This is a genomic window from Nonomuraea sp. MTCD27 (genome assembly GCF_041950495.1).
Classification (GTDB): domain Bacteria; phylum Actinomycetota; class Actinomycetes; order Streptosporangiales; family Streptosporangiaceae; genus Nonomuraea.
Genome location: NZ_JBGNUW010000007.1, coordinates 357705 through 370812, shown reverse-complemented (window position 1 = coordinate 370812; position 13108 = coordinate 357705). Strand labels below are relative to the sequence as shown.

The 13108-nt window shown below is 69.8% G+C and carries 14 protein-coding genes; 12 read left to right on the top strand and 2 right to left on the bottom strand.

Features of this window, described 5'->3' with window-relative positions; translation table 11 throughout:
- The first annotated feature begins 40 nt into the window (after positions 1-40).
- Genes ACBJ59_RS23170 through ACBJ59_RS23160 form a run of 3 tightly spaced genes read left to right on the top strand, consistent with a single transcriptional unit; the run spans position 41 to position 4076 of the window.
- Positions 41-2254 (top strand): ATP-dependent RecD-like DNA helicase, encoded by a 2214-nt coding sequence (locus tag ACBJ59_RS23170; RefSeq protein ID WP_375112309.1) that lies wholly within the window; start codon positions 41-43, stop codon positions 2252-2254.
- Positions 2255-2286: 32 nt separating this feature from the next.
- Entirely contained in the window at positions 2287-3576 is a 1290-nt protein-coding gene (locus ACBJ59_RS23165) for an Ig-like domain-containing protein (protein WP_375112308.1), read from the top strand.
- Positions 3573-4076 carry a GNAT family N-acetyltransferase gene (locus ACBJ59_RS23160; protein WP_375112307.1) on the top strand — a complete coding sequence of 168 codons (504 nt, stop codon included), beginning with the start codon at positions 3573-3575 and terminating at the stop codon, positions 4074-4076. Before ACBJ59_RS23165 ends, ACBJ59_RS23160 begins: the two co-directional genes overlap by 4 nt.
- A gap of 12 nt (positions 4077-4088) precedes the next feature.
- On the opposite strand, the gene ACBJ59_RS23155 is transcribed toward ACBJ59_RS23160, so the two are convergent.
- Positions 4089-5045 (bottom strand): radical SAM protein, encoded by a 957-nt coding sequence (locus ACBJ59_RS23155; RefSeq protein ID WP_375112306.1) that lies wholly within the window; start codon positions 5043-5045, stop codon positions 4089-4091.
- Positions 5046-5215: 170 nt separating this feature from the next.
- Between ACBJ59_RS23155 and ACBJ59_RS23150 the strand changes: the two genes are divergently transcribed.
- The 6 genes from ACBJ59_RS23150 to ACBJ59_RS23125 all read left to right on the top strand — a co-directional run bounded on the left by ACBJ59_RS23150 (position 5216) and on the right by ACBJ59_RS23125 (position 8510).
- Positions 5216-5539: a multidrug efflux SMR transporter gene (locus ACBJ59_RS23150; RefSeq protein ID WP_364132606.1), complete on the top strand. Its 324-nt coding sequence runs from the start codon at positions 5216-5218 to the stop codon at positions 5537-5539.
- Complete coding sequence (locus ACBJ59_RS23145; protein ID WP_375112305.1) at positions 5536-6195, top strand: TetR/AcrR family transcriptional regulator; 660 nt, start codon at positions 5536-5538, stop codon at positions 6193-6195. Before ACBJ59_RS23150 ends, ACBJ59_RS23145 begins: the two co-directional genes overlap by 4 nt.
- Positions 6192-6746, top strand: coding sequence for a GNAT family N-acetyltransferase (locus ACBJ59_RS23140; RefSeq protein WP_375112304.1), 555 nt, complete (start codon positions 6192-6194; stop codon positions 6744-6746). The genes ACBJ59_RS23145 and ACBJ59_RS23140 overlap by 4 nt, the downstream gene beginning before the upstream one ends.
- A complete protein-coding gene (locus ACBJ59_RS23135) occupies positions 6743-7045 on the top strand; it encodes a DUF952 domain-containing protein (protein WP_364132611.1) in 303 nt (100 codons plus the stop codon). The genes ACBJ59_RS23140 and ACBJ59_RS23135 overlap by 4 nt, the downstream gene beginning before the upstream one ends.
- Before the next feature lie 50 nt (positions 7046-7095).
- The gene (locus ACBJ59_RS23130; RefSeq protein ID WP_375112303.1) at positions 7096-7470 is read left to right on the top strand and encodes a nuclear transport factor 2 family protein; all 375 of its coding nucleotides are present in this window, start codon (positions 7096-7098) and stop codon (positions 7468-7470) included.
- Positions 7471-8258: 788 nt separating this feature from the next.
- Positions 8259-8510: a hypothetical protein gene (locus tag ACBJ59_RS23125; RefSeq protein WP_364132613.1), complete on the top strand. Its 252-nt coding sequence runs from the start codon at positions 8259-8261 to the stop codon at positions 8508-8510.
- Between the two features lie 319 nt (positions 8511-8829).
- Here the strand turns inward: ACBJ59_RS23125 and ACBJ59_RS23120 are convergent, their stop codons facing one another.
- Entirely contained in the window at positions 8830-9663 is an 834-nt protein-coding gene (locus ACBJ59_RS23120) for a sulfotransferase (RefSeq protein WP_375112302.1), read from the bottom strand.
- A gap of 208 nt (positions 9664-9871) precedes the next feature.
- On the opposite strand from ACBJ59_RS23120, the gene ACBJ59_RS23115 reads away from it, so the two are divergent.
- The 3 genes from ACBJ59_RS23115 to ACBJ59_RS23105 are packed head-to-tail and all read left to right on the top strand — an operon-like array spanning position 9872 to position 13100.
- A complete protein-coding gene (locus ACBJ59_RS23115; RefSeq protein ID WP_375112301.1) occupies positions 9872-10810 on the top strand; it encodes a hypothetical protein in 939 nt (312 codons plus the stop codon).
- Complete coding sequence (locus tag ACBJ59_RS23110; RefSeq protein ID WP_375112300.1) at positions 10807-11856, top strand: NAD(P)/FAD-dependent oxidoreductase; 1050 nt, start codon at positions 10807-10809, stop codon at positions 11854-11856. Before ACBJ59_RS23115 ends, ACBJ59_RS23110 begins: the two co-directional genes overlap by 4 nt.
- The gene (locus tag ACBJ59_RS23105; protein WP_375112299.1) at positions 11856-13100 is read left to right on the top strand and encodes a cytochrome P450; all 1245 of its coding nucleotides are present in this window, start codon (positions 11856-11858) and stop codon (positions 13098-13100) included. The genes ACBJ59_RS23110 and ACBJ59_RS23105 overlap by 1 nt, the downstream gene beginning before the upstream one ends.
- The last annotated feature ends 8 nt before the right edge of the window (positions 13101-13108 follow it).

The window sequence follows — 13108 nt, the reverse complement described above, 5'->3', positions numbered from 1 at the left end:
TACCCTGACCAGGAGACGATCAGGCGAAAGGGATGCAACGGTGAGCGAAGGCGCGGCCAAGATCGCACCCTCCGAGCTTTCAGCCGTACTCGAACGCATCACCTACGCCAACGAGGAGACCGGCTACACCATCGCCCGCGTCGCCACCGAACGCACCGGCGCCGACCTGCTCACCGTCGTCGGCCCCCTGCTCGGCGCCCAGGTCGGCGAGTCGCTGCGGCTGCTCGGCCGCTGGACCTCCCACCCCCGCTACGGCCGCCAGTTCGAGGTGTGGTCCTACACCACCGTGCTGCCGGCCACCGTCCAGGGCATCCGCCGCTACCTCGGCTCCGGCCTCATCAAGGGCATCGGCCCCAAGATGGCCGAGCGCATCGTCGACCACTTCGGCACCGACACCCTCGACATCATCGAGCAGCACCCCGAACGCCTCACCGAAGTGCCCGGCCTCGGCCCCAAACGCACCAAGATGATCGCCGCCGCCTGGGACGAACAGAAGATCATCAAAGAGGTGATGATCTTCCTGCAGGGCGTCGGCGTGTCCACCTCCATCGCCGTACGCATCTTCAAGCAGTACGGCGACACCTCCATCTCCGTCGTCAGGACCCAGCCCTACAAGCTCGCCGACGACGTGTGGGGGATCGGCTTCAAGACCGCCGACACCATCGCCCAGGCCGTCGGCATCCCCCACGACAGCCCCGAACGCGTCAAGGCCGGCCTGCGCTACACCCTGTCCCAGGCCGCCGACGACGGCCACTGCTACCTGCCCGCCCCCAACCTCGTCGCCGACGCCGTCAAGATCCTCGACGTGCCCGCCGAGCTCGCCACCGCCTGCCTGGAGCAGCTCGTCGCCGACGAAGGCGTCGTCCGCGAGAGCGTCCCCGCCGGCGACAACCACGTACCCGCCGTCTACCTGCCGCCCTTCCACCGCGCCGAGATCTCCCTGGCCTCCGGCCTGCTGTCCCTGCTCAACGGCGGCCACGACCGCCTGAAGACCTTCGCCGACGTCGACTGGGAACGCGCCGAGACCTGGCTGCACGCCCAGACCGGCGCCGAACTGGCCACCGAGCAGCGCCAGGCCGTCCGCCTGGCCCTCACCGAGAAGGTCGCCGTCCTGACCGGCGGCCCCGGCTGCGGCAAGAGCTTCACCGTACGCTCCATCGTGCTGCTGGCCCGCGCCAAACGCGCCAAGGTCATCCTGGCCGCCCCCACCGGCCGCGCCGCCAAACGCCTGGCCGAGCTGACCGGCCACGAGGCCACCACCGTGCACCGCCTGCTGCAGCTGCGCCCCGGCGGCGAGGCCACCTTCGACCGCGACAACCCCCTCGACGCCGACCTCGTCGTCGTCGACGAGGCCTCCATGCTCGACCTGCTGCTGGCCAACAAGCTCGTCAAAGCCGTCGCCCCCGGCGCCCACCTGCTGTTCGTCGGCGACGTCGACCAGCTGCCCTCCGTCGGCGCCGGCGAGGTCCTCAAAGACCTCCTGGCCGCCGACGACATCCCCCGCGTACGGCTGACCCAGATCTTCCGCCAGGCCCAGGAGTCCGGCGTCGTCGTCAACGCCCACCGCGTCAACACCGGCCGCCACCCCGTCCTGGAGGGCATGAAGGACTTCTTCCTGTTCCCCTGCGAGGAACCCGAGGAGATCGCCGCCCTCACCGTCGACGTCGTCGCCCGCCGCATCCCGCGCCGCTTCCGCCTCGACCCCCGCCGCGACGTCCAGGTCCTGGCCCCCATGCACCGCGGCGCCGCCGGCGCCGGCGCCCTCAACACCGCCCTGCAGGAAGCCCTCACCCCCGCCCGCGAGGGCATGCCCGAACGCCGCTACGGCGGCCGCGTCTTCCGCGTCGGCGACAAGGTCACCCAGCTGCGCAACAACTACGACAAGGGCGCCGCCGGCGTCTTCAACGGCACCGTCGGCATCGTCACCGACATCCGGCCCGACGAGCACAAGCTCACCGTCCTGACCGACGAGGACGAATCCGTCGAATACGCCTTCGACGAACTCGACGAGCTCGCCCACGCCTACGCCGTCTCCATCCACCGTTCCCAGGGCAGCGAATACCCCGCCGTCGTCATCCCCCTGGCCACCAGCGCCTGGATGATGCTGCAGCGCAACCTGCTCTACACCGCCATCACCCGGGCCAAGAAACTCGTCGTGATCGTCGGCTCGCGCCGGGCGCTGGCCCAGGCCGTACGCACCAGGGGAGCGGGCCGCCGCCACACCGGCCTGACCCACCGCCTGACCCGCAACTGACCTGCCCCCACGCTCCCATAAGTAATAGAAATGTGATCGAACTCTCCCAAACGATTCCGCGTCATACATGTGGGAGCATTAAGGTTTTTGGGGTGCCTTTTGGTGCCCGTGGGGAGAGGACGATCTTGAACGTTGCGCCCGCCTGGAGGACACCCGCCACCGCACTCGCGCTGCTCACGGCGGCTGCCCTGACGGCCTCATGCTCGAACGGCGGCACCGCGGCCCCCCGCACCGGCACCCCCGAAGGCACCACCGTGGCCACCCCCCAGGCCCCCACAGTCAAGATCACCCCCGGCGAAGGCACCACCAAGGTCAGCCCCGAGAAAAAGGTCGTCGTCGAAGCCGCCGGCGCCGCCCTCGACAACGTCACCGTCCAAGCCGACGGCGAACAACTCGACGGCAAATACAACACCGACAAGACCCGCTGGATCTCCAAGACGCCGCTGAAGCCCTCCACCAGCTACGACGTCTCCGCCACCGCCGGTGCCACCACCGCCACCAGCACCTTCACCACCGCCAAACCCCAGCGCGCCCTGCAGATCGCCGACGTCACCCCCAACGCCAAGGGCGAGACCCTCGGCGTCGGCGCCCCCATCATCGTCACCTTCAACCAGCCGGTCACCAGCAAGGCCACCATCGAACGGGCCCTGGAGGTCGAGGCGGAAAAGCCCGTCGAAGGCGCCTGGCGCTGGATCAACGACACCGTCGTCATCTACCGCACCGCCAAATACTGGCCCGCCCACCAGAAGGTCACCTTCAACGCCAACATCACCGGCATCAAAGGCGGCAAAGGCCTCTACGGCGTCAAGGACTACACCGCCAACCTCAAGATCGGCGCCAAGCAGATCAGCAAGGTCGACGTCGCCAAGCACATGATGTACGTCTACAAAGACGGCAAACGCGTCCAAACCATGCGCATCAGCGCCGGCATGGCCACCACCCGCGAATACACCACCACCTCCGGCGTCCACCTCACCATGGAACGCGGCAACCCCGTCCGCATGATCTCCCCAGGCCGCAAAAAAGGCGACCCCGGCTACTACGACGTCATGATCGACCACGCCGTCCGCATCTCCAACTCCGGCGAATACGTCCACGCCAAGGACAACGTCTGGGCCCAAGGCGTCCGCAACGTCAGCCACGGCTGCATCAACTCCCGCCCCGACCAGGCCAAATGGTTCTACGACAACTTCCAGCGCGGCGACGTCGTCGACATCAAGGGCACCAACCGCGAACTCGAATGGAACAACGGCTGGGGCTACTGGCAGATGTCGTTCACCCAGTGGAAAAAGGGCAGCGCCCTGAAGAACGACAACCGATGACCCCGCACATCCGCCCAGGACAAAACGGCGACATCCCCCTCGTCCTGGCCATGTTCGACAGCGCCGTCGCCTGGCTCACCACCCAAGGCCGCACCGGCCAATGGGGCACCCGCCCCTTCACCGGCGACCCCCGCCGCACCCAGCAGGTCACCACCTGGCTCCACGGCGGCGGCATGCGCATCGCCGAACTCGACGGCCACCCCGCCGGCTGCATCTCCGTCGGCCCCGCCCACGACTACGTCACCCCCGCCACCGAACCCGAGCTCTACGTCCAGGCCCTGGTCACCGACCGCCGCCACGCCGGCCACGGCGTCGGCCGCGCCCTGCTCGACTGGGCCGCCGACGAAGCCCGCACCCGCGGCGCCACCCTCCTGCGCGTCGACTGCTACGCCGGCGACGACGGCCGCCTGGTCGCCTACTACGAAAGCTGCGGCTTCACCCGCGCCACACCCTTCACCGTGGGGGAGTGGCCCGGCATGCTCCTGCACCGCCGCCCCTGACCCCCACCACCGTCACACCAGCGCCAGCTGCGCCGCCTCCGGCTCACCCCGCACCGCCACCGGCGCCCCGCACTCCATCCCGTACACCCGGCACAACGCCGCGATCTGCCCCGTGATCCGCCCCTCATACCCCGCCGCCGGCAACCCCGCACGGTCGTACAACTCCTCATACCGCTCCACCAACCGCGGATGCGCCTGCTCCAACCACTCCAGATACCACGCCCGCGTCCCCACCGGCAGCCGCAACACCACCGGCTCCACCACCCGAGCCCCCGCCGCCGCGATCCGCCGCACCGTCGCCCCCAGCTGATCAGCCGCGTCACTCAACAACGGCAACACCGGCGCCATCAGCACCCGGCAATCCACCCCCGCCTCCACCAGCGCCGACACCAACTCCAGCCGCGCCTGCGCCGTCGGCGCCCCCGGCTCCACCACCCGCCGGATCCGCTCGTCCACGAACGCGATCGACACCGCCACCCGCGCACCCGCCCGAGCCAGCAACCCCGCATCCCGCAACACCAGCGCACTCTTGGTGTACACCGTGAACGGCACCCCCGACCCCGCCAGCGCCCCGACCACCCCAGGCATCAGCCGATACGTCTCCTCAGCCGCCTGGTAACAGTCACCGCTCACCCCCACCGCCAGCTCCTCGCCCTCCCAGCGCGCCAGCTCCACCCGCAACCGCTCCACCACATTCGGCCGCACCACGATCCGCGTGTCGAAATCACGCCCCGCATCCAGCCCCAGCCGCCGATGCCCGGCACGGGCACCGCAGCCGCGGCAGGCATGGGCGCAGCCACGGTAGGGGGACACGGCCCACCGCTGGGCGATGCCCGCGGCCTGCGGCACCCGCTCGATCACCGTACGGGCCTGCATCTCGTAGAAATCCCCGCGCAGCACCGCCCGCCGCTCGATCAGCGGACGCTCATCGGCGGCGTCGTCGACCAGCGAAAGCGCGTCCCAACCCACGCCCACCAGTGGAACACGTATTCGACTCCCTTTTCAAGCGATTCCACCAACACAAGACCCCCACACCCGATCCAGCCGACCGAACACCACACCAGGCCCGGGGGAGCGGGGGACAGGCACCCCGATAAAATTGGCACACCCGTACCACTTCACGTCAGGGGAACCCCACCATGGCCTGGCTCCTGCTCGCCCTCGCCATCGCCTCAGAAGTCCTCGCCACCTCCGCACTCAAACTCAGCAACGGCTTCACCCACCTCGGCTGGACCATCGTCGTCGCCGCCGGCTACATCACCTCCTTCGCCCTCCTGGCCCGCGTCCTCAAACTCCACCTCGACATGGGCACCGCCTACGCCGTCTGGTCCGGAGCCGGCACCGCCGCCATCGCCCTCATCGGCGCCGCCTTCATGGGCGAAACCCTCACCCCCCTCAAGATCAGCGGCATCCTCCTCATCATCGGCGGCGTCGTCGTCCTCAACCTCGCAGGTGCCCATTGACCCCCCATCCCGCCGACAACCCCGCGCCCAACCCCACCACCCCAACCGCCCGACACCCCAACCCAGCCACCCCCACAACCACAGCCACCACCACCCCCGCCCAAGCACGCGGCAAACGCCGCCGCGCCACCCTCCTCACCGCCGCCGTCACCCTCCTCACCGAAGGCGGATTCGCCGCCGTCACCCACCGAGCCGTCGCCCAGCGCGCCAACCTCCCCCTCGCCGCCACCACCTACTACTTCACCTCACGCGACCAGCTCCTCGCCGAAGCCTTCACCCAGCTCGTCGAAACCGAACTCGCCACCACCCGCACCCGGATCACCCACCACGGCCTCACCGCCATCACCGACCAGATCGCCACCACCGACCGCACCCGCCAACTCGGCCTGTGGGAGCTCTACGTCCACGCCGGCCGCGACCCCGCACTCCAGCACATCGCCCGCCGCTGGACCGACGGCTGCGTCCACCTCATCGCCACCGCCCTCGACCTCCCCGAAACCAACCCCCGCGTACGCCTCCTCCACACCACCATCTCCGCCCTCTGGCTCGAACAGCTCGTCGAACAACGCCCCCTCGACGAAACCCGCACCCTCCTCACCCTCGCCCTCGAAAACGCGTTGCCACCCCCACCACCCCTCCCTACACTGCCCCAATGATCAAACCCGACTACCCCCTCACCACCCCCCGCCTCCACCTGCGCCCCTTCACCCCCGACGACCTCGACGCCGTCAACGCCTACGAATCCCTGCCCCACGTCACCCGCTACCTCTACTGGGACGCCCGCGACCGCGACACCACCCGCACCCACCTCGACAAAAGAATCACCCGCACCGCCATCCACCACGAAGGCGACGCCATCGACCTGGCCATCACCCTGCCCACCACCGACCAAGTGATCGGCAACGCCCTGCTCATCTGGACCAGCGAACAACACCGCCAAGGCGAAATCGGCTACATCCTCCACCCCGACCACCACGGCCACGGCTACGCCACCGAAGCCGCCCGCGCCATGCTCCACCTCGGCTTCACCGAACTCGGCCTCCACCGCATCACCGGCCGCATCGACACCCGCAACACCGCCTCCGCCCGCGTCCTGGAAAAACTCCACATGCGCCGCGAAGCCACCCTCATCGACAACGAAATCGTCAAAGGCGAATGGACCAGCGAAACCATCTACGCCATCCTCGAAACCGAATGGACCCCATGACCATCCACCACCTCGCCCTGCACACCGACTGGCAAGCCGCCCAGAAAACAGGGGAGTACCGCATCTCCACCCTCGGCCGCACCCTCGACCAAGAAGGCTTCATCCACTGCAGCCGCGACCTCACCCAACTCCACGGCGTCCACCAAGCCTTCTACAGCCACCTCACCCAACCCCTCGTCATCCTCGACATCGACCCCACCGGCCTCGACATCCGCATCGAGAACGGCTACCCCCACCTGTACGGCCCCCTGCCCATCACCGCCGTCACCGCCACCCACCCCTACACACCCCACCACTGAACCCACCGAACCGGGGGAGAGGCACCCACCACACCACCACAATGGTCACCATGAACCCCCGAACCGCCGCCCAACGCTTCGCCGACACCTGGCAACACGGCTGGACCCACCACGACACCGCCGCCATCACCGCCCTCTACCACGACGACGCCGTCCACACCAGCATGCCCTTCCGCCCCCCGCACCACGGCAAGCAAGCCATCGCCGACTACATCACCTGGTCCTTCACCGGCGAAAGCAACCCCCACGTCACCTTCGCCACCCCCATCGTCGACGGAGACCAGGCCGCCATCGAATTCCGGGTCCACACCCACGACAACGGCCGCCCCATCACCCTCGCCGGCTGCGTCTTCGCCCGCTTCGACCCCGACGGCCTCGCCACCCAGACCCGCGACTACTGGCACACCACCGACGGCCACCAATAACCCACCGCCGGCACACCCCGAAAACCGGCCCGCCCACCGGCCGGACCCAGGCACCCCGAAGAACACCGGCACCCGAAGAACACCGGCACCCGAAGAACACCGGCACCCGGAAAACCCGGGCGCCCGGACAAACCCGGGCACCACCGAAGATCAGCGCACCACCCGCAACGGCGCATGCCCCGCACCCACCGCCGGAGCCACCGGAACCGGCGCCGCAACCGGAGGAGCAGCGGGGGAGGACTGCGGACGCGCCATCTGCTGCGTCTGCTCCTGCGCCTGCCGCTCAGCCTGCCGCCGGCCCTGATCCGCCATCCCGGCGCACCCACCCGCGCAGTACCCGTTCGTCACGATCAACCGCCCCCGCAGCGGCGTGTACGACTCCTTACCGGAAGCGGGCAGGACCCCCTGACACACCGGGCATAACACCGAGTTCCCCACGTGCTGCTCCTCTCGCGGCGCGTATAGCAGGAGCTCCACCCTAAAACCACAGATCCCGCCAAGGACAGCGAATCAACGAAGCGTCAAACCCGCCGTCAACGCACGGGAAGACCCCGCCGCAGCACCGTACGAGAGCGCGAAACCCCCGCTCAGCACCCTCGCACCACCGGCACCGCCACCCCCGCGGGACGCCACGGGGAACGCAAAAAATCTTCCCGGAGAACCCACCGGCCCCACCTGTCCAGGAGAGCGCAACCCCTTCTCAGAAAGCGCTACTTGACATAATGTTCATTATCAAGCAACCACCGAAGCGCTGAATAAACCACCCGAACCCGGGCAGACGCCCCACCATGGCCGCCCTCGAGACCACCCCCAGCCTCATCGCGCTCACCGCCGTCATCACCGCCGCCGCCATCTGGCTGATCATCCTCGCGGCCCGGCTGACCCGCCGCCCGCGCAACCGGCCCAGCGTCAGCGTCGACCTCGTCGATCAAGCACGCGAGCTCAAGGCCCTCGGCCAGATCCGCGACGCCGTCTTCCTCGTACGCGGCGAGACCGGCATGAGCCAGCGCGCCGCCGCCCGCTTCGTCAACCGCCTGTGACCCCCTACCGAGCCCAAAAGCGACAGATAATGCCAAACCAGACAGAAGGTGGGTTCTGTCTGGTATAGCTCGTAGTCGCGACGACGGCCATGAACCCGGCGAAGAACGCAAGGACGCAAGGCTGCAACGCCATCGCCAGCCCAGCCCGACTCCCCCGGGCTCCCGTCACCGGCCGACGATCTTGCGGAACCCAGCGGTGACGGTGGCGCCTGTCGGCGAGCTCGTGCTCGGCGGCGACAGGCGATACGCGTGGCGGCCTCCTCCCCCACGCGGCTGCGGTCGATGTCGTGGAGTCCGTCGAATGTGTGGCATGCCGCTGTCAGTCTCGCTTCCGGAGGGTGCGCAGGCTGGGCCACAGGTCGGCTTCGAGGTGGGGGAACTCCTGGAGCAGGCGGGTGGTGTCGGGGGCGATCGCGTGCAGGAAGGCTTTCGTGGTCGCGCTGGTGAGTGTGGGGCGGGGGTAGGTGCGTCCGACTTTTTCGGTGAGTTCGCGGCCCGGTTGCCAGTGGGTGGTGTCCAGGCCGAGGAAGGCGAAGGTGCGGCGGGCTTGGCCGGCGGGGTCGGTGACGCATTGTTCGTACTGCAGGACGAGGAGTTGCTCGCGGGGGAAGTGGGTGGTCAGCCAGCGGAGTTGGCGCCAGTAGAAGGATCGGTGGAACTGGTGCTGCATGATCACGGCGAGTGGTGCGGAGGGGAACCATTGTTGTTGGGCGGCCAGGGCTGACAGGAGGCGTTGGAGGGGGTCGCGGAGGAGGACGAGCAGTTTGGTGTCGGGTGCGGCGGTGTGCAGCATTGGAGGTGTCCAGAGGTCGTACATGTAGCGGGGGGTCCATTCGCCGACCAGGTGGCCGGGTGGGCGTGGGAAGTAGCGGTGGTAGGTGGCCGGGTCGAATTCGGCTATTTGTCCGTAGTGGTCGAAGAAGTGCACTTCTTTGTGGCCGTAGGGCGGCCGGAGTGGTGTGGCGGGTGTCCGGCCGGTCGCGTCGGCCGGCTGTTGTCGCGGTGTCGCGACCGCGGGGTGTCCGGCCAGCACGGCCCACCACCACGATGTTCCCGACTTCATGGAACCGACGCCCACGAAGTCGGGCGGCCCTGTCTGCCAGCCCGGAGGGATGGGCGGTGGCGGGGCGGGCCGCAGCACGTTGTTCAGCATGGCGCGGGCCTTCGTGCGGCCGGCGTGTGCGGCCGGTGGGGGTTCGGCGGCTGAGCCGTCATGTTCCCTCCTCCCCCGCGGCGATCTCCGCGGGATGCGTCTCACGAATACTACTCATAGTAGTCATTACATTACTATCTGTAGTGCTATAGTCTTCTGCTCGCCCTTTACGGAGAGCAATGGATCAATCACATTAGGTCGCGTGGAGATGAAGCGACGACAGATTCAGATCAGCTGGGCCGAGCTCGGCATCACGGTGACCGTGGACCTGGACGGGCGTAACGCCGCGCTGACGCAGGCGCTGTGGGAGGCGTTGCCGTATCGCAGCATTCAGGGCCATGCCCTCATCGCCGGCCACCACCTGTACCACCTCGCCCCCGCCCCGGAGTTGCTGCACGCGCCCGCCACGTACAGGGTGGACGATCGGCGCGACGCGCCGGACGGCACGATCTTCTGCTCCCGGCTGCAGCACCTGGGGATCAAGTACGGGCCTTTGAGCGAGCCGATGCCGGCCACCCCGATCGGCCGTGTCCTGCCGCAGGACCTGGCCGCGCTGGCCGAGGCGGGACAGGCGGTGTGGCAGGCGGTGTACGCCTCCGACCGTCCGGTGACCGTCGAGGTGCGGCGGGCCGGTGGGCGGGGCGGTCACGCTCTGCCGCGCCTGCCCGCCCACGACCCCGCCGTGGCCGAGCTGGTGCGCGAGGTGCACGCCGAGACCGAGAGCATCTGGCTCCGGCCTCCTGGGGAACTGGTGGACCTGCATGCGAGGCGTATCGCGTCCGGGGCGGGCAGCTACGGGACGGTGCTGACGACGTTGTTGTTCGTCAACGGTGAGACCCGGCCTCTGGGCTACAACTGCTTCGGCAATCTGGTGCGGGCGGCGGCCGAGGGCATGCCGATGGACAGCCTGCGGCGGATGGCCCGTCTCCTGGCCGCCACGCCCGCGCAGTTCCTCGGCTACTGCGGGTTGCTGACCTTGCGCGATTTGACGGAGCGGGCGCTGGACTGCACCGATCGCATCGACCGGCACGAGGACTTCGTCGCGCTGATGGCGCACATGGCCCTGTACGTCAACTGCCTGGGTGCCTGGAACCTGCAGCTCTTTCCGTGGGACGTGGGCGACCACCTGCGTCAGGAGGCGGCGTGAGGCTCCCCGGTGAGGCCGAGGCGGTGGTCATCGGGGGTGGGGTGGTCGGGTTGTCGATCGCGGCCCGGCTGGCCGAGGCGGGCGTGGAGACGGTGCTGCTGGAACGCGGCCGGCTGGGCTCGGGCGCGTCGCGGGCCACCGCGGACGTGCTGCGGGCCTACTTCGCGGGCGATCCGGCGGGTTCCGCGCTGGCCGTACGCAGCCTGGCGGCCTACCGGCGCCTGCCCGGCGGACCGCCCATGCGTCAGGTCGGTTACCTGGTGCTGTTCACCGCGCCCGGGCAGGTGGCCGCGTTCGAGGCCGAGCTGCCCGGGCAGCGGGCCGCGGGCGTGCGGCTGGAGCTGATCGGTGCCGAGGAGGCCAGGCGGCGCAACCCGCTGGTCGATGAGCCGTCCCTGCTGGGGGCTGCGTGGTCGCCGCAGGCCTACGTCAGCGACACCGCGGCCATCGTGCGGAGTCTGGCCGGGGCCGCGGTGCGGGCGGGCGCGGCCCTGCACGTTCACTGCCCGGTCACCGCGGTGGACGCCGACACGGGCCGGGTGGAGACGTCGGCGGGCACCGTCACAGCGCGGGCGATCGTGTGCGCGGCCGGGGCCTGGTCGTCGTGGATGATCGCGGCGGCCGGTGTGGACCTGCCGTTGAGCGGTCCGGCGGTGCAGGAACTGCTCACCACCGGCCCACTGCCCGGCATTCCCGACATCCCGGTCACTTTGCATGCTGCCAGTGGCCTGCTGCTGCGTAAGCGCGACGGCGGGCTCCTGATCGGCATGGGGTTTCCCGGTCCCGGCCGGGAGGCGTGGCTCGCGGGCGTCAGGAACCGGCTGGCCGCCATCTATCCCGGGGTGGATCTCAGCGGCCTGCGCACGGCGGTGACCGGGCCGAGAGACGCCGGCCCGTCCCGCACGGCCTGTATCGGCCGCCGCCGCGGGCCCGTGCCGTTCCTGTACGCCACCGGCTTCTCCGGCCACGGGCTGTGCCAGGCCCCGGCCGCCGGCGAGCTCGTCCGCGACCTTTACCTCGGTCACGACCCCGAGGAGGTGTCCTGATGGACGGCCGGCCCGCTGTCGTCATCGACGCCGGCATGCGCGACCTGCACGGCCAGGGCGAGCGCCTGCGCCGGGCGGGGCCGCTGGTGCCGGTGGAGCTGCCCGGCCCGGTTCGCGCCTGGGCGGCCACCCGTCACGACACCCTGCGGACCGTGCTCGGGCATCCCGCGCTGTCCAAGGAGCTGCGTCACTGGGCGGACTGGAGGCGGGGTGCGGTGCCTGGTGACTGGCCGCTCAGCAACATCGTCGCCGCCGAATCCCTGATCGCCAAGGAGGGTGGCGCGCACCGGCGGCTGCGCCGCCTGGCCGGCAAGGCGTTCACCGCCCGGCGCGTGCTGCGGTTGCGGCCGCGCATCGAGGAGCACGCCCGGGAGCTGCTCGACGGCCTTGCCGCCCTCGCGCCGGGCCCGGCCGACCTGCGCCTTCGCTACGCCTACCCGCTGCCGAGGAACGTCATCTGCGAGCTGGTGGGCATGCCCCGCGCGTGGCACGCCGACCTGGGCAGGCTCACCGACGCGCTGGTCCGCGTCACCGACGCCCCCGACTACGCCGCGGCCCGGATGCGGGTGTTGCGCGAGCTGTTCGCCGAGGTGATCGCCCTGCGGCGCAGGGAGCCGGGCGACGACCTGACCAGCGCGCTGATCGCCGTACGGGACGAGGACGGCGGCGCTCTCACCGGGACCGAGCTGCACGACATGGTCATGACGCTGTTCATCGCCGGCCACGAGACCACGATCAACCTGATCACCAACGCCGTCCGGGCCCTGCTGTCCCATCCCGGCCAGCTGGCGCTGCTTCGCGGCGGCGCGATGCCGTGGAAGGCGGCCGTGGAGGAGACGCTGCGCTGGGACTCGCCGGTGGCCTACTTTCCGATGCGCTACCTGGTGCGCGACGCCGAGATCGACGGGGTCCGCCTGCGTGCCGGGCAGGCGGTGCTGGCGTGCTACGCCGCCGCCGGCCGCGATCCCGGCCGCTACGGCGCGCGGGCGGCCCGTTTCGAACTGTCCGACCCGCCCCTCGACCATCTGTCCTTCGGTCAGGGCGAGCACTTCTGCTTGGGCGCCGCGCTGGCCAGGATGGAGGCGGAGATCGCCTTGTCCGCCCTGTTCGAGACCTTTCCCGGCCTCGCTCTGGCCACCCCGGCGGAGGAGCTGGAACCGCTCGCCACGCCCCTGAGCAACAGCAGCAGAGTCCTTCCCGTCCTGCTCGGCTCCCCGGCCGTGCCGGAGGGCGGCCGGGGATGATCGCTACC

Bases quoted from the DNA above. Each gene is read 5' to 3' on its own strand.
- ACBJ59_RS23125 (WP_364132613.1), top strand. From the start codon at position 8,259: ATGGCCGCCCTCGAGACCACCCCCAGCCTCATCGCGCTCACCGCCGTC.
- ACBJ59_RS23140 (WP_375112304.1), top strand. From the start codon at position 6,192: ATGATCAAACCCGACTACCCCCTCACCACCCCCCGCCTCCACCTGCGC.
- ACBJ59_RS23135 (WP_364132611.1), top strand. From the start codon at position 6,743: ATGACCATCCACCACCTCGCCCTGCACACCGACTGGCAAGCCGCCCAG.
- ACBJ59_RS23105 (WP_375112299.1), top strand. From the start codon at position 11,856: ATGGACGGCCGGCCCGCTGTCGTCATCGACGCCGGCATGCGCGACCTG.
- ACBJ59_RS23115 (WP_375112301.1), top strand. From the start codon at position 9,872: ATGAAGCGACGACAGATTCAGATCAGCTGGGCCGAGCTCGGCATCACG.
- ACBJ59_RS23130 (WP_375112303.1), top strand. From the start codon at position 7,096: ATGAACCCCCGAACCGCCGCCCAACGCTTCGCCGACACCTGGCAACAC.
- ACBJ59_RS23150 (WP_364132606.1), top strand. From the start codon at position 5,216: ATGGCCTGGCTCCTGCTCGCCCTCGCCATCGCCTCAGAAGTCCTCGCC.
- ACBJ59_RS23120 (WP_375112302.1), bottom strand. From the start codon at position 9,663: ATGCTGAACAACGTGCTGCGGCCCGCCCCGCCACCGCCCATCCCTCCG.
- ACBJ59_RS23160 (WP_375112307.1), top strand. From the start codon at position 3,573: ATGACCCCGCACATCCGCCCAGGACAAAACGGCGACATCCCCCTCGTC.